This is a genomic window from Kutzneria sp. 744, from assembly GCF_000568255.1.
Lineage (GTDB): Bacteria > Actinomycetota > Actinomycetes > Mycobacteriales > Pseudonocardiaceae > Kutzneria.
Genome location: NZ_KK037166.1, coordinates 3,484,232 through 3,502,097, shown reverse-complemented (window position 1 = coordinate 3,502,097; position 17,866 = coordinate 3,484,232). Strand labels below are relative to the sequence as shown.

19 protein-coding genes and 1 pseudogene are annotated in these 17,866 nt (G+C 70.1%); 11 read left to right on the top strand and 9 right to left on the bottom strand.

All coding sequences use genetic code 11. The annotated features are described in order from the left end of the window. Nucleotides 1-190: biotin/lipoyl-containing protein (locus tag KUTG_RS15615; RefSeq protein WP_043717631.1), on the bottom strand; the 190-nt coding region annotated here is incomplete at its 3' end. A gap of 53 nt (nt 191-243) precedes the next feature. Further along, the gene (lpdA, locus tag KUTG_RS15610; protein WP_043717628.1) at nt 244-1,614 is read right to left on the bottom strand and encodes a dihydrolipoyl dehydrogenase; all 1,371 of its coding nucleotides are present in this window, start codon (nt 1,612-1,614) and stop codon (nt 244-246) included. A 199-nt stretch (nt 1,615-1,813) separates the two neighbouring features. Here lpdA and KUTG_RS15605 point away from each other — a divergent pair, with 199 nt between their 5' ends. Further along, nucleotides 1,814-2,152, top strand: coding sequence for a hypothetical protein (locus tag KUTG_RS15605; RefSeq protein WP_043717625.1), 339 nt, complete (start codon nt 1,814-1,816; stop codon nt 2,150-2,152). On the opposite strand, the gene KUTG_RS15600 is transcribed toward KUTG_RS15605, so the two are convergent. After that, complete coding sequence (locus tag KUTG_RS15600) at nt 2,137-2,592, bottom strand: OsmC family protein (RefSeq protein WP_043717623.1); 456 nt, start codon at nt 2,590-2,592, stop codon at nt 2,137-2,139. The two genes, KUTG_RS15605 and KUTG_RS15600, sit on opposite strands and share 16 nt — an antisense overlap. Nucleotides 2,593-2,660: 68 nt before the next feature. Here KUTG_RS15600 and KUTG_RS15595 point away from each other — a divergent pair, with 68 nt between their 5' ends. Then, nucleotides 2,661-3,209: a GNAT family N-acetyltransferase gene (locus KUTG_RS15595; protein ID WP_043717620.1), complete on the top strand. Its 549-nt coding sequence runs from the start codon at nt 2,661-2,663 to the stop codon at nt 3,207-3,209. A 488-nt stretch (nt 3,210-3,697) separates the two neighbouring features. Here KUTG_RS15595 and KUTG_RS15590 read toward each other — a convergent pair whose 3' ends face one another. Beyond that, the gene (locus KUTG_RS15590) at nt 3,698-5,170 is read right to left on the bottom strand and encodes a leucyl aminopeptidase (protein WP_232240812.1); all 1,473 of its coding nucleotides are present in this window, start codon (nt 5,168-5,170) and stop codon (nt 3,698-3,700) included. 287 nt (nt 5,171-5,457) lie between these two features. Between KUTG_RS15590 and KUTG_RS15585 the strand changes: the two genes are divergently transcribed. The 8 genes from KUTG_RS15585 to KUTG_RS15550 all read left to right on the top strand — a co-directional run bounded on the left by KUTG_RS15585 (nt 5,458) and on the right by KUTG_RS15550 (nt 13,492). After that, entirely contained in the window at nt 5,458-6,669 is a 1,212-nt protein-coding gene (locus KUTG_RS15585; protein ID WP_157494556.1) for an APC family permease, read from the top strand. Continuing rightward, nucleotides 6,666-7,298 carry a ribonuclease FAU-1 family protein gene (locus tag KUTG_RS15580; protein WP_052394611.1) on the top strand — a complete coding sequence of 211 codons (633 nt, stop codon included), beginning with the start codon at nt 6,666-6,668 and terminating at the stop codon, nt 7,296-7,298. The genes KUTG_RS15585 and KUTG_RS15580 overlap by 4 nt, the downstream gene beginning before the upstream one ends. Nucleotides 7,299-7,408: 110 nt before the next feature. Beyond that, a complete protein-coding gene (locus KUTG_RS15575) occupies nt 7,409-8,506 on the top strand; it encodes a branched-chain amino acid aminotransferase (protein ID WP_043717618.1) in 1,098 nt (365 codons plus the stop codon). Between the two features lie 293 nt (nt 8,507-8,799). Beyond that, nucleotides 8,800-9,246 (top strand): helix-turn-helix domain-containing protein, encoded by a 447-nt coding sequence (locus tag KUTG_RS15570; protein ID WP_198047181.1) that lies wholly within the window; start codon nt 8,800-8,802, stop codon nt 9,244-9,246. 36 nt (nt 9,247-9,282) lie between these two features. After that, nucleotides 9,283-9,813: a hypothetical protein gene (locus KUTG_RS15565; protein WP_052394607.1), complete on the top strand. Its 531-nt coding sequence runs from the start codon at nt 9,283-9,285 to the stop codon at nt 9,811-9,813. Then, on the top strand, nt 9,810-10,997 hold the full coding sequence (locus KUTG_RS15560; RefSeq protein WP_052394605.1) for an MAB_1171c family putative transporter: 1,188 nt from the start codon (nt 9,810-9,812) through the stop codon (nt 10,995-10,997). Before KUTG_RS15565 ends, KUTG_RS15560 begins: the two co-directional genes overlap by 4 nt. Continuing rightward, the gene (locus KUTG_RS15555; protein WP_198047180.1) at nt 10,994-12,163 is read left to right on the top strand and encodes a cytochrome P450 family protein; all 1,170 of its coding nucleotides are present in this window, start codon (nt 10,994-10,996) and stop codon (nt 12,161-12,163) included. Before KUTG_RS15560 ends, KUTG_RS15555 begins: the two co-directional genes overlap by 4 nt. Nucleotides 12,164-12,406: 243 nt before the next feature. Then, complete coding sequence (locus KUTG_RS15550) at nt 12,407-13,492, top strand: ThiF family adenylyltransferase (protein ID WP_084579352.1); 1,086 nt, start codon at nt 12,407-12,409, stop codon at nt 13,490-13,492. 68 nt (nt 13,493-13,560) lie between these two features. Here the strand turns inward: KUTG_RS15550 and KUTG_RS15545 are convergent, their stop codons facing one another. The 3 genes and pseudogenes from KUTG_RS15545 to KUTG_RS15535 form a co-directional block, all read right to left on the bottom strand. Next, the gene (locus tag KUTG_RS15545; protein ID WP_043717615.1) at nt 13,561-14,292 is read right to left on the bottom strand and encodes an adenosylcobinamide-GDP ribazoletransferase; all 732 of its coding nucleotides are present in this window, start codon (nt 14,290-14,292) and stop codon (nt 13,561-13,563) included. Between the two features lie 2 nt (nt 14,293-14,294). Then, nucleotides 14,295-15,326: pseudogene (locus KUTG_RS15540) on the bottom strand (nicotinate-nucleotide--dimethylbenzimidazole phosphoribosyltransferase). A gap of 12 nt (nt 15,327-15,338) precedes the next feature. After that, nucleotides 15,339-15,854, bottom strand: coding sequence for a bifunctional adenosylcobinamide kinase/adenosylcobinamide-phosphate guanylyltransferase (locus KUTG_RS15535; protein WP_043717612.1), 516 nt, complete (start codon nt 15,852-15,854; stop codon nt 15,339-15,341). 23 nt (nt 15,855-15,877) lie between these two features. Here KUTG_RS15535 and KUTG_RS15530 point away from each other — a divergent pair, with 23 nt between their 5' ends. Further along, on the top strand, nt 15,878-16,072 hold the full coding sequence (locus KUTG_RS15530) for a hypothetical protein (RefSeq protein WP_043717610.1): 195 nt from the start codon (nt 15,878-15,880) through the stop codon (nt 16,070-16,072). A gap of 69 nt (nt 16,073-16,141) precedes the next feature. Here KUTG_RS15530 and KUTG_RS15525 read toward each other — a convergent pair whose 3' ends face one another. Then, on the bottom strand, nt 16,142-17,128 hold the full coding sequence (locus KUTG_RS15525; RefSeq protein ID WP_043717607.1) for an aldo/keto reductase family protein: 987 nt from the start codon (nt 17,126-17,128) through the stop codon (nt 16,142-16,144). A 51-nt stretch (nt 17,129-17,179) separates the two neighbouring features. Then, nucleotides 17,180-17,830, bottom strand: coding sequence for a DUF3043 domain-containing protein (locus tag KUTG_RS15520; RefSeq protein ID WP_043717605.1), 651 nt, complete (start codon nt 17,828-17,830; stop codon nt 17,180-17,182). Nucleotides 17,831-17,866 lie beyond the last annotated feature (36 nt).

Sequence of the window (17,866 nt, the reverse complement as noted above, 5' to 3'; positions counted from 1 at the left end):
CCTCCTTGACGACGATGCGCTGCAGCACACCGGCGGCCGGCGACGGGATCTCGGTGTCGACCTTGTCGGTGGAGACCTCCAGCAAGGGCTCGTCGACGTCGACCCGCTCACCCTCCTGCTTGAGCCAGCGGGTGACGGTGCCCTCCGTGACACTCTCGCCGAGTGCCGGCATCTGGACGGAGAAGGCCATGGGTTAGTGACTCCTCGTGCTCGTTGCGCGCGTGGCTGACTTTGTTCGGACGGTCAGCCGTGCACGTGCAGCGGCTTGCCGGCCAGGGCGAGGAAAGCCTCGCCGAGGGCTTCTGTCTGGGTCGGGTGCGCGTGGATCAGCGGGGCGACGTCCTCGGGGAACGCCTCCCAGTTGTAGATCAGCTGGGCCTCGCCGATGAGCTCGCCGACGCGCTCGCCGACGAGGGTGACGCCGACGACCGGGCCGTCGGGCGCCTTGACCAGCTTCACGCCGCCGCTGGTCTTGAGGATCTGGCTCTTGCCGTTGCCGGCGAGGCTGTACAGGTAGGTGGTCGCGGAGCCGTACTTCTCCTTGGCCGCGGCCTCGGTCAGGCCGACCGAGGCGACCTCGGGATTGCAGTACGTCACGCGCGGGATGCCGGCCTCGTCGATGACCCGCGGGTTCTGGCCCGCGATGTCCTCGGCGACGAAGATGCCCTGCTGGAAGCCGCGGTGGGCCAGCTGGAGGCCGGGCACGATGTCGCCGACCGCGTAGACGCCGGGCAGGTTGGTGCGCAGGCGCTCGTCGGTGATGACGAAGCCGCGCTCCATGCGGACGCCGGACTCCTCGTAGCCGTGGCCCGCGGTGTTGGGGCCGCGGCCGACGGCCACCAGCAGCAGGTCGGCCTCCAGCACGTCGCCGTTCTCGAGGCTGACCGAGACGCCGGCGTCGTTCTGGGTGGCCCCGGTGAACTTGACGCCCGTCTTGAACTTGATGCCGCGCTTGCGGAAGGCGCGCTCCAGCTGCTTGGAGGCCCACTCGTCCTCGGCCGGGACCAGCCGCGGCAGCGCCTCGACGATGGTCACGTCGGCGCCGAAGGAGCTCCACACGCTGGCGAACTCGACGCCGATGACGCCGCCGCCGAGCACGACGACCTTCTCCGGGATCCAGTCCAGGTTCAGGGCCTGGTCGCTGGTGATGACGCGGCCGCTGATCTCCAGGCCGGGCAGGCTGCGGGCGTAGGAACCGGTGGCCAGCACCACGTTCTTGCCGATGTAGCGGTTGCCGTCGACGACGACCGTGTTGGGGCCCTGGAAGGTGCCGGCGCCCTCGACGAGCGTGACCTTGTTGGCCTTCACCAGGCCCTGCAGGCCCTTGTAGAGGCCGGAGATCACACCGTCCTTGTAGGAGTTCACGCCCGGCATGTCGATGCCCTCGAGCGAGCTCTTGACGCCGAACTTGTCACCCTCGCGGGCCGCGTCGGCGACCTCCGCCGCGTGCAGCAGGGCCTTGGTCGGGATGCAGCCGCGGTGCAGGCAGGTGCCGCCCAGCTTGTCCTTCTCGACCAGGACGACGGACAGGCCGAGCTCGGCCGCGCGGAAGGCGCAGGCGTAGCCGCCCGAGCCGCCGCCCAGGATCACAAGGTCGGCGGAGGTGTCGGTCACGGGATCTCCTCGACTGGCAACAGTGGCAATTCGTGGTCTGCGGGTCGCTCGCGCGTGTACGCGCGCGTCAACTGTTGCCATCTTGTCACTTCGCGGTCGCGGCTGCCCTGACCGGGGGAGGGATCGAGGGGGTTTCACACTCTTCGACCGCCGGTGCTGGCACGATTGAGTCAGACGTGCGATACGGGAGGAGACGTCCGTGGGCTTGTTCGATCGTTTTCGCAGGACCAGGCGTCCGGGCGTGACCCGCGGTTCGACCTCGCACGACACCTCTCACCTGGAGGCATGGGCGACCGCGCACCGGGGTGTCGAGGCGTTCGTGGAGCCGCGGACCACGGTGACGGAGACCACTGTGGTGTTGGTCGCTCACGACGGCGAGTGGACCCGTCGTCGCATCGACGGCGAGCAGGGCGCGTTCCGGCTGGGCCGCAAGCTCGGCATCCCCGTGTACGAGGTGAGCAAGGTCGGCTACCCCAAGCGCATGCGTGAGTACACCGCGCGCCAGCGCTCGCAGTCCCGTCGTCAGTCCACCGACTGAGCCGTCGCCGGTTCGATCGTCACCGGGAAGTTGACCGAGTTGGCGATGAAGCACAGGTGATGGGCCCGCTCGTGCAGCTCGGCCAGCTTGTCCCGGCCACTGTGGACGGTCACCTCCGGTCGGAGCGTCACCTCGGTGAAGCGCCCGCCGCCGTCCTCTCCTTCGACCATCGTGCCCTTCGGGCGGTCCCGATATGCCGTGACCACGATGCCGGCGTCGGTGGCCAGATGCAGGAACCACAGCATGTGGCACTGGGACAGCGAGGCCACCAGCAGCTCTTCCGGGTTGTAGCGGTCCCGGTCGCCCCGGAAGGCCGGGTCCGACGACCCCGGTATCCCCGGTTTCCCCTCCGCTCCGACCTCGTGCGCCCGCGAGTAGTCCCGGTAGCCCGTCGTCGCCCCGCTCCAGCTGACTTCCACCTCGTACCCGTGTTCCCGCATACGCCTTGTATACACGCAACCGGGGCCGTTCGGGAACGTCAACCGGAGAGATCGATCTTGGGGGAGACATGACGCTGTCCGCCGTTCGCCTCGACGCCGACCGGATCGTGCTGCGGGCGCTCCGCGACGCCGACCGGGACCGGTTCATCGAGCTCCGCGCCGACCCGGAGGTCAACGCCCACATCGGCGGTCCGACCCCTCGGGAGGCCGTCGAACAGCGCCTCGCCGACATCGGCGGGCTGTCCAACGCCACCGTGCCCGGCGTCTACGCCATCGCCGACCGGGTCACCGACACCTTCCTCGGCACCGTCCAGCTCACCCGGCTGCCCCTCGCCGAGCCCGGCCACATCAGCCCGGCCGGCGAGGAGTTGGGCATCGGCTACCTGCTCCACCGCTCCGCCTGGGGCGCCGGCTTCGCCTTCGAGGCCGCCTCCGCCCTCCTTCACGCCGCCGCCGCCGAGCTCCCCGACGAGCCCGTCCTGCTCATCACCCAGTCCGCCAACGCGCGTTCCCTGAGCCTCGCCCGGCGGTTGGGTTTTCGGGTGGTCAGCACTTTTGAGGCCTACGACGCCGAGCAGACCCTGTCGGTGGCCGCCCTGCATTCCTTCAAGGCCTGAACGGGCTTCGGGTTGCTCGTGTGCTTTGCCGGGGGTTTCGCCCGCCCCTCGCCGGGAGTGGTTCCGGGGGCTCCGCCCACCCCGCACTGTCGGCCGGGTTTGGCTGCGGACAGGCTGCGCTGCCAGTCAGCCTTTGACCGAGGTGATGGGTGGGAGGAGCCCTCAACGCCACGCGTGCCACGGGGCGGGGAGACCGCCGGCCGACCTCGTCACAGCCGCCAGCAACGAGAACCCCAGAACCCCCACCCACGCACCCACCCACGCACCCCACCCACACCGGGGGCTGGCCCACGCCCGATTTTACCGGCCACCCCCACCCCCCAAGCCGCCCGAAGATCCACATGTGGACAACCAGGCCCCTGTGGACAACCCAAGAACCCCCAAGCCCCGCAACGACAAACCCCTCAGCCCCGCAACGACAAATCCCCCAGCCCCACAACGACAAACGCCCCGCCCGACAACACCGGGCGGGGCGTTCGAAGCAAACCTCAGCCGTTGGCGGCGATGTCCGCCAGCACAGCAGCAATGGTCCGCACCGGAACCCCGGTCCCGCCCTTGGTGACGTACCCGAACGGCCCGCCGGAGTTGTACGCCGGCCCCGCCACGTCGAGATGCGCCCACGGCAGCTCCGCCGGCACGAACTCCCGCAGGAACAACGCCGCCGCCAGCATCCCGCCGAACCGGTGCCCGTGACGTTGGCCAGGTCGGCGAGCCGGGAGTCGAGGTCGAACGGAGCTCCTCGGGCATGGCATGGCCCAGCTGCTTCTCCCCGACGGCGTTGCCCAACGACGCCACCCCGGTCCCGGAACTCGTCGGTGCCCCATGATGCCGGCGGTGCGCTTGCCCAGCGCCACCAGCTGCGCGCCGGTCAGGGTCGCGGTGTCGATGAGGTAGTCGGGGTTGTCCTCGCAGGCCCGGACGATGGCGTCGGCCAGGATGAGCCGGCCCTCGGCGTCGGTGTTGAGGACCTCGACGGTCTTGCCGCCGTACATGGTGAGCACGTCGCCGGGACGGTAGGCGTCGCCGGAGGGCATGTTCTCGGCCATGGGCACGGTGGCGACGACCTCGAGCGGGTACTTGAGCTTGGCGGCCAGCAGGACGCTGGCGACGACGGCGGCCGCGCCGCCCATGTCGGAGGTCATCTCGTCCATGCCGGCGGCGGGCTTGATGGAGATGCCGCCGGTGTCGAAGGTGATGCCCTTGCCGACCAGGGCGACCTTCTTGCGCGCCTTGGGTCCCTTGTACGACAGGCGAACCAGCCGCGGCTGGCGGCTGGAGCCGACGCCGACGCCGAGGATGCCGCCGTAGCCGCCCTTGCGCAGCGCCTTCTCGTCGAGCACCTCGACCTCGACGCCGTTGGCCTGGGCCAGCTCGACGGCCCGCTCGGCGAAGCTGCCCGGGTACAGGTCGTTGGGCGGCGTGTTGACGAGGTCGCGGGTGATGGCCACGCACTCGGCGATGGCGGTGTGCGCCTTGAGGGCGGCCTTGTGGTCCTTGGCCACGCCCTCGGCCGGGCTGACGAACTCGACCCTGGCCAGGGTGGCCTCGCCTGCCTCGGACTTGTACTTGGTGAAGGTGTACGACCCGAGCAGGGTGCCCTCGACGGCGGCGCCGAGGTCCAGGGCGGACAGCGCGCTGGCCGCCTTCTTCGACTTGCTCAGGGCGCGGGCCGAGGCGCCGGCGGCGCGGCGGACCTGCTCGGTGCCGTAGTCGGGCTTGCCGAGGCCGACGGCGATGAGCAGCGGCGCGGCCAGCTTGCCGCCGGTCGGGACCTTCACGACCTCTTCGGCCTTGCCGGTCGCGCCGAGCACGCCGAGCAGTTCGGGCAGGCCGCCGTCGAAGGCGGCGGCGACGGGTCCGCGCCGGGCGCCGCCACGAATACTGAATGCAAACGTAGAATCGGTGTAGAGTCCTGCGGCAGCACTTTGGCCCAGGTGCGGCAGTAATGTATCCCCAACCACGGATAAAAGTCTGTCATGCGCTAAATATGCAGCATACAGGAGCCTGGAAGGCGATAAGTATTGCGGCTTTATGGGTCACTTCCGAAATTTCCCATGGCGACCAGACCGAACAAACACCGCCAGGCCTCACTTCGGCGCGGTCACTTTTGGCTCCTCGACTCCTGCTGCGGTGATGATGTGAAAACCGATGCTAACCACTCCTTCGTGAGCGTCGCTAACTACCTCGCCGTGAGCGTCATTCGTCAGGTGGCTGCCGATCACGCGGCGCGTCTGGGAAGGTGGGCAGCGTGACGCGCACGCTGCGCCGGCAGCTTCCGGTGTCCGACACGATCGCGCTCGGTGTCGGCGGGATGCTCGGCGCGGGTGTTTTCGCGGCTTTCGGGCCCGCTTCGGCCGTCGCGGGCACGTATGCGCTGGTCGGGCTCGTGCTGGCGGCCCTGCTCGCGGCGTGCAGCGCGTTCTCCACGGCCGATCAGGCGCGGGCTTTCCCGGGTGACGGGGCCGGCTACCGCTACACCACACACCTGCTCGGCGCCTGGCCCGGTCGCATGGCCGGCAGCGCGTCGATCGCCGGCCGACTGGCCGCCGCGGCGGCCATTGCCGGCACTTTTGGGGCCTATGTCACGCCGTCGCGCCCGCTGTTCGGCGCGCTGGGCGTGCTGGCCGTGGCCACGGCATTGGACGTGGTGGGTTTTCGGCTCAACCGCAAGGTGAACTGGGCGGTCGTGGCCATTGTGGCCATCACGCTGGGCCTGGTCGTCGCGGCCTGCTTCGCCGTGCCGCCGCCCCCGATCACCAACGCCCCGGACGCCGACCAGCCGCTGGGGCTGCTGCCCTCGGCCGGCATCCTGGTCTTCGCGTTCCTCGGCTTCGAGCGCATCACCGCGCCCGCCCTGGACGAGCCGAGCTTCACCGCCCGTCGGCTGCACCTGGCGATCCCCGTGACCCTGGTGCTCGTGCTCGGCGTCTACCTCGCGGTCGGCGCCGCCGCGTTCCGGCAGCTCGGGCCGTCCCGGCTGGCGTTGTCGCCGACGCCGCTGCTGGACGCCGTGACCTCCGCCGACGGCCAGTGGCTGGTGCCGCTCGTCGCCGCCGGGGCCGCCGTCGCGACGGTCGCCGCGCTGCTGGGCGTGCTGTCCGGGGCCCGGCAGACCGTCACGGCAGTGGCCAACAACGACAACCTGCCCGCCGTCCTCAAACACGATCGGGTGGCGGGCTGGGCCGGCGGCGCGGTGGCCGCAGTCCTGGCCGTCGCGATGGAGCCGTCCACGGCGATCGGCTTCGCCGCCTGCGCGATGCTGGCCTACTACGCGTTCACCAACGCCTCGGCCCGGATCCTGCTCCGCGAGGACCGGACCTGGCCGATGCGGACGGCCTGTTTCGGACTGGGACTGTCCGTTCTGTACGGCATGACAATGCCCCCCTTCCTCCTGGCGGCAACGATTGCGGTCGTACTGCTCGGATCCGCCGGCATGTCTCTGTACCGTCGGACGGTGTGACGAACGTATCGGCGACCTGGGCCCCGGGCACCACCGCGCTGCTGCGATTCCGCCGTCTCGACGGCACTCTCGGACAGGTCCACCCGCTCAGCGTGCTGTCCGACGACGGCCGGGCGCTGGTCGGCTGGCTGCCCGCGGACACGCCCATCGTCGGCACCCGGGTCGTCGGCGGCCGCAATCCCCGCGACGTGCCGATGGAGCAGCGGTTCACCGCCGAGCGGGAGCGTTTCCCGCACGTCTGGCACACCTCCGCCAACCTGCGCCTGATCGAGGAGGACCGGTGGTCGAGCACGTGGTGGTTCTTCAGCCGTGACTGGGAGTTCCAGGGCTGGTACGTGAATCTGGAGATCCCGATGGGCCGCACGGCGTCCACTGTGGACCGCGTGGACGGCGCGCTGGACGTGGCCGTAGCCCCCGACCTGAGCTGGTCGTGGAAGGACGAGGACGAGGCGCAGGAGTGTGTCCGGGTCGGGCGGCTGTCGGTCGAGCAGCTGGCGCGGCTGCGGGCCGAGGGGGAGCGGATGATCGCGCTGGTCGAGGCCGGCCGCTTCCCGTTCGACGGCACGTGGACGGATTTCCGCCCGGACCCGGCCTGGCCCGTGCCCACGCTGCCGGCCGGCGACTACTGAACCCGGACTGGCCTGCGGCTACCCTCGCGAACGGGTCGCACCGATGGTTGGACGTCCGATCTTTGGGACTACGATTTTCTGACCGGTGAGTAGGCGTTAACCTTCATGGCATGACGCCAGGCACCCACTTCAGCCATGTCCCGCACCCGTCACCGGCGACCCCGGAGCGGGTAGCGCAGGTACTGGCTTCGCCGGGCTTCGGACAGCACTTCACCGACCACATGGTGACGATCAGCTGGAACTCGGAGCAGGGTTGGCACGACCCGGTCGTGCGGCCCTACCAGTCGCTGGAGCTCGATCCGGCGGCGATGGTGCTGCACTACGGGCAGGCGATCTTCGAAGGGCTCAAGGCCTACCGCCAGCCCGACGGCTCGCTGAAGTCCTTCCGGCCGGAGGCCAACGCCGAGCGGTTCCGCTCGTCGGCCCGCCGGCTGGCCATGCCCGAGCTCCCGGACGAGGAGTTCCTGGGGTCCATCCGCGAGCTGCTGACCGTGGACGGCCGCTGGGTGCCGGAGCAGGCGGAGGAGTCGCTGTACCTGCGGCCCTTCATGATCTCCGTGGAGAAGGGCCTCGGCGTGCGGCCCGCCAAGGAGTACCTGTACGTGCTCATCGCCTCGCCGGCCGGCTCCTACTTCAGCGGCGGCCTGCGCCCCGTGAGCGTGTGGCTGTGCACGGAGTTCGTGCGGGCCGCCCCCGGCGGCACCGGTGCGGCCAAGTGCGCCGGCAACTACGCGGCCTCGCTGCAGGCCCAGGCCCAGGCGGCCGAGCAGGGCTGCGACCAGGTCGTGTGGCTGGACGCCATGGAGCGGCACTGGGTCGAGGAGATGGGCGGCATGAACCTGTTCTTCGTGTTCGGCTCGGGAGCCGACGCGAAGGTGGTCACGCCGGAGCTGTCCGGCTCGCTGCTGCCCGGCATCACCCGCGACTCCATCCTCCAGGTCGCCTCCGACCTCGGCTACGCGGTCGAGGAACGGCGGGTGTCCACCGAGGAGTGGGAGAAGAAGGTCGGCACGGGTGAGCTGACCGAGGTGTTCGCCTGCGGCACGGCCGCGGTGATCACGCCGGTCGGCCGGGTCAAGCACGCCGACGGCGAGTTCCTGATCAACGGCGGCGGCTCCGGCGAGGTGACCATGCGCCTGCGCGAGACGCTGACCGGCATCCAGCGCGGCGCGGCCGACACGCACGGCTGGATGCACACCTTCGCCTGAGGTTCCGAGTTCAGTGCCCGTGAGATCCACTCGGATCTCACGGGCACGTTTCTGTCTCGAAGCTGGTGGACCGCCGTCTCCCCCGCAGGACGCCCGGCGGTCCCCTCAGCCGCCGGCCACCGCGGGCCGAACACGCGCGGTCACCGTTCTCGACGATAGAGAGGACGGCCGGGGGATTGCAATACTCTGCATTGAAGGTGCATTATATTGCACGTTGGGTGAGGTGATGCCGAAGTGACCGGGGGTGACGAATGGCCAGTGACAACAACGGTGCCGGGTCCGGGACCGAGGGTGTGAGTGACCGTTTGAACGTCACCCGATCGGCCGTGGGCGAGCGCCTGCGTCACATCAGGGAGCACCACCCCGAGGGCGCCATGACCCGGGCCGAGCTGGCCGAGCGGTCCGGCGTCTCGCTGCGCACCATCGCCGCGCTGGAATCGGCCGAGGGCGCCAACGTCCAGGTCGACACGCTGATCAAGCTCACCCACAGCCTGGGCATCCGCCGCGTCGCCTACCTGCTGGACGCCGACGTCTTCGCCCAGGTCAACCGGGAGCTGGCGCTGTCCGTGCAGCTGCGGGAGGCCCGCGTCGCCGGCGTGGAGGCCGTGCTGCTGCGCAACTCCACCGGCATCTCCGACGATGCCGCCAGCACGCTGAACAACCTGCTCGACGCCATCGTCGGCGCCGCGCGGCAGGCCAAGGGCAAACTGCAGGGCGATGCATCCGACACGGGCCGGTGATCCGGGGTGATGGTGGCCCGGTGGAGCCGCGGGCGAGTGTCCGGTTCGCTGCGTAAGCGCTGCACGGCCGAGCTCGCCACTCTCGATCTACGGCCCGGGGCGGAGATCCAGGCCGTCATCGACGAGGTCGGCGCTCGACGCGGGCGGCCGGTTCGGATGGTGCCGTTCGACCTGCCCGTGGCCGCGCCCGAGGGTTTCCTCATCACCACCGCCGACGAGGACTTCATCGTCTTCGAGCGCCGGGCCGTGCCGCTCTACCAGCGGCAGATCGTGCTGCACGAGGTCGCGCACCTGCTCTTCCAGCACGAGACCGAGACCGTGCTGGCCGAGGACGCCATCGCCATGATGATGCCGTCGCTGGATCCGGGGCTGGTCAAGCGGGTGCTCGGCCGCGAGCACACCAACAGCGTCGCCGAACAGGAGGCGGAGCTGCTCGCCTCGATGATGGGCCAGCGGATCAGCCCGTGGAGCACGGACCGCGCGTGGGACGTGGTGCCGGAGGACCGGGAGCTGGTCGAACGCCTCGTGCGCGCACTGGGACGCGCCGATCACCCTGGGACGAGATGAACGCCTACCTGTATCCGGCGTGCGCGATCATCGTCGGCATCGTGACGTTGATCAAACTGCCGACGTTGTGGACACGCCGGACGCCGACGCATGTCGTGCTGTGGCTGGTTTTCGCCGGCACCACGCTCCTGTTCACCATCTCGTCGCCGACGGTGTGGCCGCGCGTGAGCGCCGCCATCGGCATCACCAACATCTCCGGCCTGATCACGCAGGGCCTGGTCATCGTGCTGGCCGCGTTGCAGCAGGTGCTGGTCCTGTTGTGGGTGCACGACTCCGGGACGGCGTGGCGCAAGGTCCGGGTGCGGCTCTCGCTGTTCGCCCTGGTGCTGGTGGCGATGTCGGCGCTGTTCTTCGCCAGCATGGCTCGCGGCGAGAACCCCAACGACTTCGCGCTGGCCAAGGCCGGGCAGTTCCCTTACTACCTCACCGTCTACGTCGTGTCGTTCTGTGTGGCGCAGGGCAGCACGCTGCGGATCTGCCTCCAGTGCGCCCGGAAGGTCAGCGACACCTGGCTGCGCCGCGGCCTGCTGCTCACCGCGGTCGGGTGCGGGGCCGACTTCGTCTACGCCGGCGGGCGTCTCGGCGACATCATGGTCGCCGCCTTCGGCGCTTCCGGCGTCGCTTGGGAACCCGTCGTGCAGATCGCCGCCGTGACGAGCGCGATCCTGCGGCCCATCGCGTGGACGATTCCCTCGTGGGGGCACCACCTCACGGACTTCTGGGCGTGGGTCGGGCGGGTGTTCGCCCTGCGGCGGTTGGCGCCCCTGCACGCCCGGATCGTCGCCGTCGTGCCCGAGGTCCGGCTGCCGTTGGAGGCCGGCACGCCGGTGGACACCCGGTTGTACCGGATGCTCATCGAGATCCGTGACGGTCAGCGGGCCTTGCAGCCGTGGATGAGCTCCCTTGTCGCCTCGGACGCCGCCGCCCGGTGCGGCGAGGCCGGCATCGTCGAGGGCGAGGCCGCCGCCGTCATCGAGGCCGCCCAGCTCCGGGTGGCCGTCGAGGCCGCCGAAGCCGGTGTCCCCCAACGGGATTCCTTCGCCGCCACCGTCGCCGAGCCCACCGACCTGGCCGGCGAGCTCGCCCACCAGCGGGCCGTGGCCCGGGCCTTCCGCAGCTCACCTATAGTCGACGCCGTGGCTCGGGACGAACGGAACCGTTCCGCGGAAAGGGAAATCGCGTGAGTGACCAGCCGTCGATGCCGTTCGACGCCGCCTTCTTCGCCGACCCCTACGCCTTCCACTCCCGGCTGCGCGACTCCGCCCGTGCTCACCACTTCATCACCCCCGACGGCTCGCCGGCCTGGGTCATCCCTCGCGCCTCCGACGTCGCCGCCCTCTTCGGCGACCCCCGCCTTTCCTTGGACAAGGCCCACTCCCGCACCGGCTACACCGGTTTCTCGCTGCCGCCCGAGCTTGACGCCAACATGATGAACATGGACGGCGCCGACCACCAGCGCCTGCGCCGCATCGTGTCCAAGGCCTTCACCGCGAGGCGGGTGGAGGACATGGCCACCGGCATCGGGGCGGTGTCTTCGGCTCTGGCTGATGGTTTGACAGCAGATGGGGCTGGCGCGGTCGTCGACCTCGTCGCGAACTACACCGCCCCACTTCCCCTCGCCGTGATCGGCGACCTCCTGGGCGTTCCCGACGCGGACCGGGCCGCCTTCGCCGGCTGGACGTCCGCGATGTTCGCCCCGGCCCACCCCCGCGACGCCGCCAACGGCATCGCGTCCATGCAGAAGTTCCTGCTCGACCTGGTCGACTCCCGCCGCTCGGAGCCCGGCGACGACCTGCTCTCGGCCATCATCCAGGCCCGCGACGAGCAGGACCGGATGAGCGAGAACGAGCTGGTCTCGCTGGCCTTCCTGCTCCTGCTGGCCGGCGTCGAGAACGTCGGCCACGTCATCGCCGCCGGGGTCCTGCTGCTGCTCGAACAGCCCGCCGCCCGAGAGGATCCGGCGCACGTCGTCGAGGAGCTGCTGCGCCTGGCCGTCCCGGCGCACTTCGCCATCCGCCGCTTCGCGCTGGAGGACATCCCCGTCGGCGACGTCACCATCCCGGCCGGCGACACCGTCCTGCTGGGCATGGCCGCCGCCAACCGGGACCCCTCCCGCTTTCCGGCGCCCGACCAGTTCGACCCGGCCCGCCCCGATCGCCAGCACTTCACGTTCGGCCACGGCGTCCACTACTGCCTCGGCGCCCCCTTGGCCCGTCTGGAGATCCGCATCGCCCTGGAGACGCTGTTCACCCGGTTCCCGGATCTCCGCCTGGCCGTCCGGGCCGAGGAGCTGCCGTGGCGGGTCTCCTTCCGCTCTCACGCCCTGAAGGCCCTGCCGGTCGTGCTGTAAAAGGTGGGATCACCGGCCGAACAGATGTCTCGACCGTGCACTTCCTTGACACGGCAAGCAATCGCGCCGCATCGGCGCGAAGGCATCGCCCCAACGGGTGATCATCATCGATCGTCGACACGAAGATCCACAGGTGGACAGTCCACTGTGGATCTGATCGCAACGTCCTTTTGGGACGGTGATTTCGCGTTACCGGCGGCGGGTGTTTCACTGTGCGCCGTGACGTCTGTTCTCCCTGTGGAAATGGTTCTTTCGGAGCGGTTCGACGCCGAGACCTGGCAGCCCGTCCTGTTCTGCATCGCCGAGAACGCCGATGCGGACGCGCTCGCCGCGCTGCTGGAGTCCGGCCGGGTGCGGGCGGTGCACGACCGGATCGACGACCAACTGACGGAGCTCATCTCCGCCGGCCAGCCGGGCCGGGTCCGCACCGACGCCCAGTGGGCGGCGGCCAAGGCCGAGGTGCTCGAAGGGAAAACGCCGGCACAGCACGGAAACTGGGTCTGGTACCCGTGGTCGGGCCGGCTGGTGCACGTGCTGCCCCGCGAGCAGTTCCGGCTGGTGCGCACCGACCGCAACCGCGACAAGATCACCCGCGCCGACCAGGCCGTGCTGCTGGACCGCCAGATCGGCGTGATCGGCCTGTCGGTTGGTAACAGCGCCGCGCTGACCTGCGTGATGGAAGGCGTCGGTGGCGCGTTCCGGCTGGCCGACTTCGACCGGCTCGGGCTGTCCAACCTCAACCGGCTGCGCGCCGGCGTGCACGAGCTGGGTGTGGAGAAGACCGTGCTGTGCGCACGGCAGATGTACGAGATCGATCCCTACCTCGACATCGAGATCTGGCGCGAGGGCCTGACCGCCGACACGATCGACGGTTTTGTCGACGGGCTGGACCTGCTGGTCGAGGAGTGCGACACGCCCTGGCTGAAGATCGCCGCCCGTGAGCACGCGCGCCGGCTCGGGATCCCGGTCCTGATGGACACCAACGACCGTGGCCTGCTCGACGTCGAGCGGTTCGACCTGGACCCGGACCGCCCGCTGCTGCACGGCCGCATCGGCGACACCACCGCGGACGACGTCGTCGGCCTCGACCGGCCGGCGACGATCGCCCTGATGCTGCGCATGGTCGACGAGACCAGGATCAGCCCGGCCCTGTCCGGCGCGATCGACCAGATCGGCCGCACCCTGAGCAGCTGGCCGCAGCTGGCCTCGGGCACCATGCTCGGCGGCGCGATGGTCACCGACACCGCCCGCCGCGTCCTGCTGGGCCGCGCCGTTCCCTCCGGCCGCTTCTACGTGGACCTCGACCGTCTCATCGGATGGCAGTCGTGACCGACGTCCTTGTCGGAGAACACATCCGGCTCCGACCGCCCGCTGGGACTGCACCGCGTGTGGGCGCGTTAGAACGCGCACACCACCAGCACCACCGTGGTGGCGAGTTCGCAGGCGGCGCCGAGGACGTCGCCGGTGATGCCGCCGAAGCGCTTGCCCACGTGGCGTAGCAGGAGCAGTACGAGGCCCGTGGCAACAACGACCCCGATCGGGCCCAGCCACGGTTTGCCCGGCACGGCAAGGAAACCGGCGACCACCGCGGCCACCGTCCACAGCAGAGGGACGAGGAGCGGCTGGGTGCCGGCAACGAGGGCGCCCAGGCCTTCGGGCCGGGCCGCGGGCACGGAACGAAGGCAGCACCAGGCGAAGGCGACACGGCCGAACACGACGGCCAACACCACGGCCGGCCAGGGCTCGACGCCGAGGCACGCGGCCTGGATCCCAAGTCCGACAACAAGAACGACGACCGCGAACGGCCCGGCGCCGCCGGACTTCATGATCTCCAGGGCGCGGGCGGGCGGACCGTAGCAGCCGAGGCCGTCGGCGGTGTCGGCCAGGCCATCGAGGTGCATGCCCCGGGTCAGCAGCGCCAGCAGCCCCACCGTGAGCAGGCCGGCCAGCAGCGGGGGAGCGCCCAAAGTGACCACGCCCCAAGCCAAAGCGGCGGCGAGGGCACCCAACGCAACGCCGACCACCGGCGTCAGCGAGATGGCACGGCCGGCGACTCGCCGGTCGACGGAAGACGGCCCCGGAACGGGAAACACCGTCAACCACGACACGGCGAGCCGCAGCCCGGACACTGTTACGACGGTGTGCTCGCGGTGTCCTCGGACCGCTCGGAAACGCCGGCGTCGCCGAAGGTGGCCATGTCGGTGAGGATGCGCGCGGCCATGGTGATCAGCGGCAGCGCGGCGGCGGCGCCGGAGCCCTCGCCCAGGCGCATGCTCAGATCCAACACCGGCGTCAAACCCAAGTGCCCCAACACAAAACTGTGGGCGGGCTCGGAATCCACGGACCTATTTCGCCACGCACTTGATGCCAAGAACACTACACACTGGAACATGATGCCATTAATGCATGGCGCCGGGATATATTGCCCCAGTCTTGGCGTATTGGCGCCTATCGCATCTCGGATACTGCGTCACTCATACCGGAGTCCGACGCGTGTCGTCCCTCAAGCCGCTGGCAATTGGTTGCTTTAGCAAGGCATCCACGCGCTGTCGTCGATGCCGGTGCCCCGCCCGACGACCGCCACCGGCTCCTCGCCGGTCAGCGCGGCCACGATGACGGCGGCGGGCGTGGTGTTGCCGATGCCCATGTCGCCGGCGATCAGCAGGTCGGCCCCGCCGTCGATCTCCTCGTCGGCGATGGCCATGCCGGCGGCGACGGCCTGGCGGGCCTCGTCCTCGGTGAGCGCGTCCTCACGGTCGATGGACCCGGACGACCGCCGCACCTTGTGCCGGCTGACCTGCTCGGGCGTGTCGGCGTCGACCGCCATGTCCACGACCCGCACGGTCGCGCCGGCCACCCCGGACAGCACGTTGATGGCGGCGCCGCCGGTCATGAAGTTGGCGACCATCTGCCCGGTCACCTCGGGCGGGTACGCCGACACGCCGCCGCGGGCGACGCCGTGGTCGCCGGCGAACACGACGACCCGGGCCCGCGTGAACGGCCGCGGCGGGCACTTGCCCTGGCACGACGCGATCCACACACCGAGTTCCTCCAGCCGGCCCAGGGAGCCGGCGGGCTTGGTCAGCCGCTCGTGCCGGGCCGCCGCCTCCCGCCGCGCGACCGGGTCCGGCGGATCGACGGCGGGGAACTCGATGCTCGTCACCACAAGGTCCTTTCACCTCAACCGGAGAGGCAGGCCGGCCACGAGCAGCAGCACCTCGTCGCACGCCTGCGCCAGCCTCGCGTTCAGCGAGCCCAGCTCGTCCCGGAACAGCCTGCCAGAGCGGGTCGCGGGCACGACGCCCAGCCCGACCTCGGCCGACACCAGCACCAGCGGATCCACCCGCCGCGCCACCGCGTCGACCAGTTCGTCACAGCGCACTCGGGCCTCGTCGACCGGGCCCTCCCACGCGCCGGTGTCGTCCAGCACACCGGTCAGCCACGTGGCCAGGTCGTCGACCAAGACCGTGCCCGGCACGGAATCCAGCACCGCCGGCAGGTCCGTGGACTCGATTGTCGCCCACTCCGCCGGCCGCCGGGCCACGTGCGCCGCGATCCGGGCCTGCCACTCGGCGTCCGACGGATCCCGCCGCCCGGTCGCCACGTAGGTCACGGCCCCGGTCACGAGTCCTTCGGCATGGGCCGACTTGCCGGAGCGGGCACCCCCGAGCACCAGTGTCCGTGACGTCACGGCCGGGACGTTACCTTCTGCCCATGGCGCTGCGATGGCACTACCAGGACGACGACGGCGTGGACGTGACCGGCCCGGACGTCACCTTCGACGACCAGGCCGCCGCCGAGGACTGGCTCAGCGCCACCTGGACCGACCTCGCGGAGATCGACATCACCCAGGTCACCCTGCTCGACGGCGACGACCCCGTCTACGGCCCCATGAGCCTGAAGCCCTAGGGATGCAGGGAAGGACGCCTTACCCGCGTTCAACGCGGGTAAGGCGTCCTTCCCTGCATAAGCCGGGGGTCAGGGGGACTGCGTCAGCATCGGGTCGGTGCGGACGTTGCCCTCCAGGACCTTGTCGATCTGCTCCATGATCGCCGCGTCCAGTTTCACGCCGGCCGCCTTGACGTTCTCGGCCACCTGCTCGGGGCGGCTGGCGCCGATGATGGCGGAGGCGACGTTCGGGTTCTGCAGCACCCAGGCCACGGCCAGCTGGGCCAGCGACAGGTCGACCCCGGCGGCGATGGGCCGGAGGGCCTGGACCTTCTCCAGGATCTCGTCCAGCAACAGCCGGGAGATGAAGTTCTTGCCGCTGGCGTCGGTGGCCCGCGAGCCCTCCGGCACCGGCTGGCCCGGCCGGTACTTGCCGGTGAGCACGCCCTGTGCGATCGGGGAGAACACGATCTGGGAGATGCCCTCGCGCTCGCTGGCCGGCACGACCTGTGACTCGATGACGCGGTGCAGCATGTTGTACTGCGGCTGGTTGGAGATGAACGGCACGTTGAACTCACGGGCGACGGCCGCGCCGCGGGTGATCTGGTCGGCGGTCCACTCGGAGACGCCGATGTAGAGGGCCTTGCCCTGCCGCACGATGTCGGAGAAGGCCAGGAAGGTCTCCTCCAGCGGCACCGTCCGGTCGAAGCGGTGCGCCTGGTAGACGTCGACGTAGTCGGTGCCCAGCCGGGCCAGCGAGCCGTTGATCGACTCCATGAGGTGCTTGCGGCCCAGGCCGCGGTCGTTGGGGCCGCCGGGGCCGGTCGGCCAGAAGACCTTGGTCAGGATCTCCAGGCTCTCCCGACGCTGGCCCTTCAACGCCGCGCCGAGCACCGACTCGGCCTTGGTGTTGGCGTACACGTCGGCGGTGTCGAAGGTCGTGATGCCGGCGTCCAGGGCGGCGTGCACGCACTTGACGGCCTGATCCTGCTCGATCTGGGAGCCGTGGGTGATCCAGTTGCCGTACGAGATCTCACTTACCGAGAGGCCGCTTCGGCCCAGGCGACGAAACTCCATGGGAAAAAGCCTAGACCCAGTTAGTTAGAACAGCTAATTACCTGACGAACGTCACGCCTCGACGGCCTGGCCGGGGCGGACCCGGGGCCGCGGCACCCGCAGCCTGCGGACCTGGCTGGCCCGGGTGAACGTGTACCAGATCAGCCCGGCGGTGCCGACGCTCTCCTTGGGGAACTTGGTGCGGGCCAGCCGCGTGGCCAGCCGGCCCAGCATGATCGCCTCGACCACCATGGCCAGCAGGAACACCAGGCAGGCCAGCATCACATACTCCTGCACGGGCAGCGTGGGCAGCGCCTGCGACACGAAGTACGAGGCGAGCACCAGGATCGCCATCGGCATGAACAGGCCCATGAGGTTGCGCCGGGAGTCGATGATGTCCCGGACGTAGGCCTTGACCGGGCCGCGGTCCTTGGGCATGAGGTAGCGCTCGTCGCCGGACATCATCTTCTCGCGACGCTCACGCTGCTCGCTGCTGCGCTCCTCACGCGTCATCTTCGGACGCAGCTCGCGGTTGCGCCTCATGGCCTCGCGCTGGGTGCGGGGCGGCGGCGGCACCGGGCCGCGGCGGCGGCCCTCGGCCTCGCGGCGCTTCGGCGTCGGACGGCCCTTGCCGACGTTCGCGTGCGCGCCGGCATCGACGTCCACCGCCTCGTTGTCGGCGGGAGTGGCGTCGTCTGCTGAGTTGCGGCGCAAGAACCTCACGTCACCCGGGTTGCCAGGACGCCAGAGGTAGTTTCA

Coding starts and splice junctions, on each gene's coding strand:
- KUTG_RS15560 (WP_052394605.1), top strand. CDS start 9,810: ATGAACGCCTACCTGTATCCGGCGTGCGCGATCATCGTCGGCATCGTG.
- KUTG_RS15525 (WP_043717607.1), bottom strand. CDS start 17,128: ATGGAGTTTCGTCGCCTGGGCCGAAGCGGCCTCTCGGTAAGTGAGATC.
- KUTG_RS15550 (WP_084579352.1), top strand. CDS start 12,407: ATGGTTCTTTCGGAGCGGTTCGACGCCGAGACCTGGCAGCCCGTCCTG.
- KUTG_RS15575 (WP_043717618.1), top strand. CDS start 7,409: ATGACGCCAGGCACCCACTTCAGCCATGTCCCGCACCCGTCACCGGCG.
- KUTG_RS15600 (WP_043717623.1), bottom strand. CDS start 2,592: ATGCGGGAACACGGGTACGAGGTGGAAGTCAGCTGGAGCGGGGCGACG.
- KUTG_RS15530 (WP_043717610.1), top strand. CDS start 15,878: ATGGCGCTGCGATGGCACTACCAGGACGACGACGGCGTGGACGTGACC.
- KUTG_RS15595 (WP_043717620.1), top strand. CDS start 2,661: ATGACGCTGTCCGCCGTTCGCCTCGACGCCGACCGGATCGTGCTGCGG.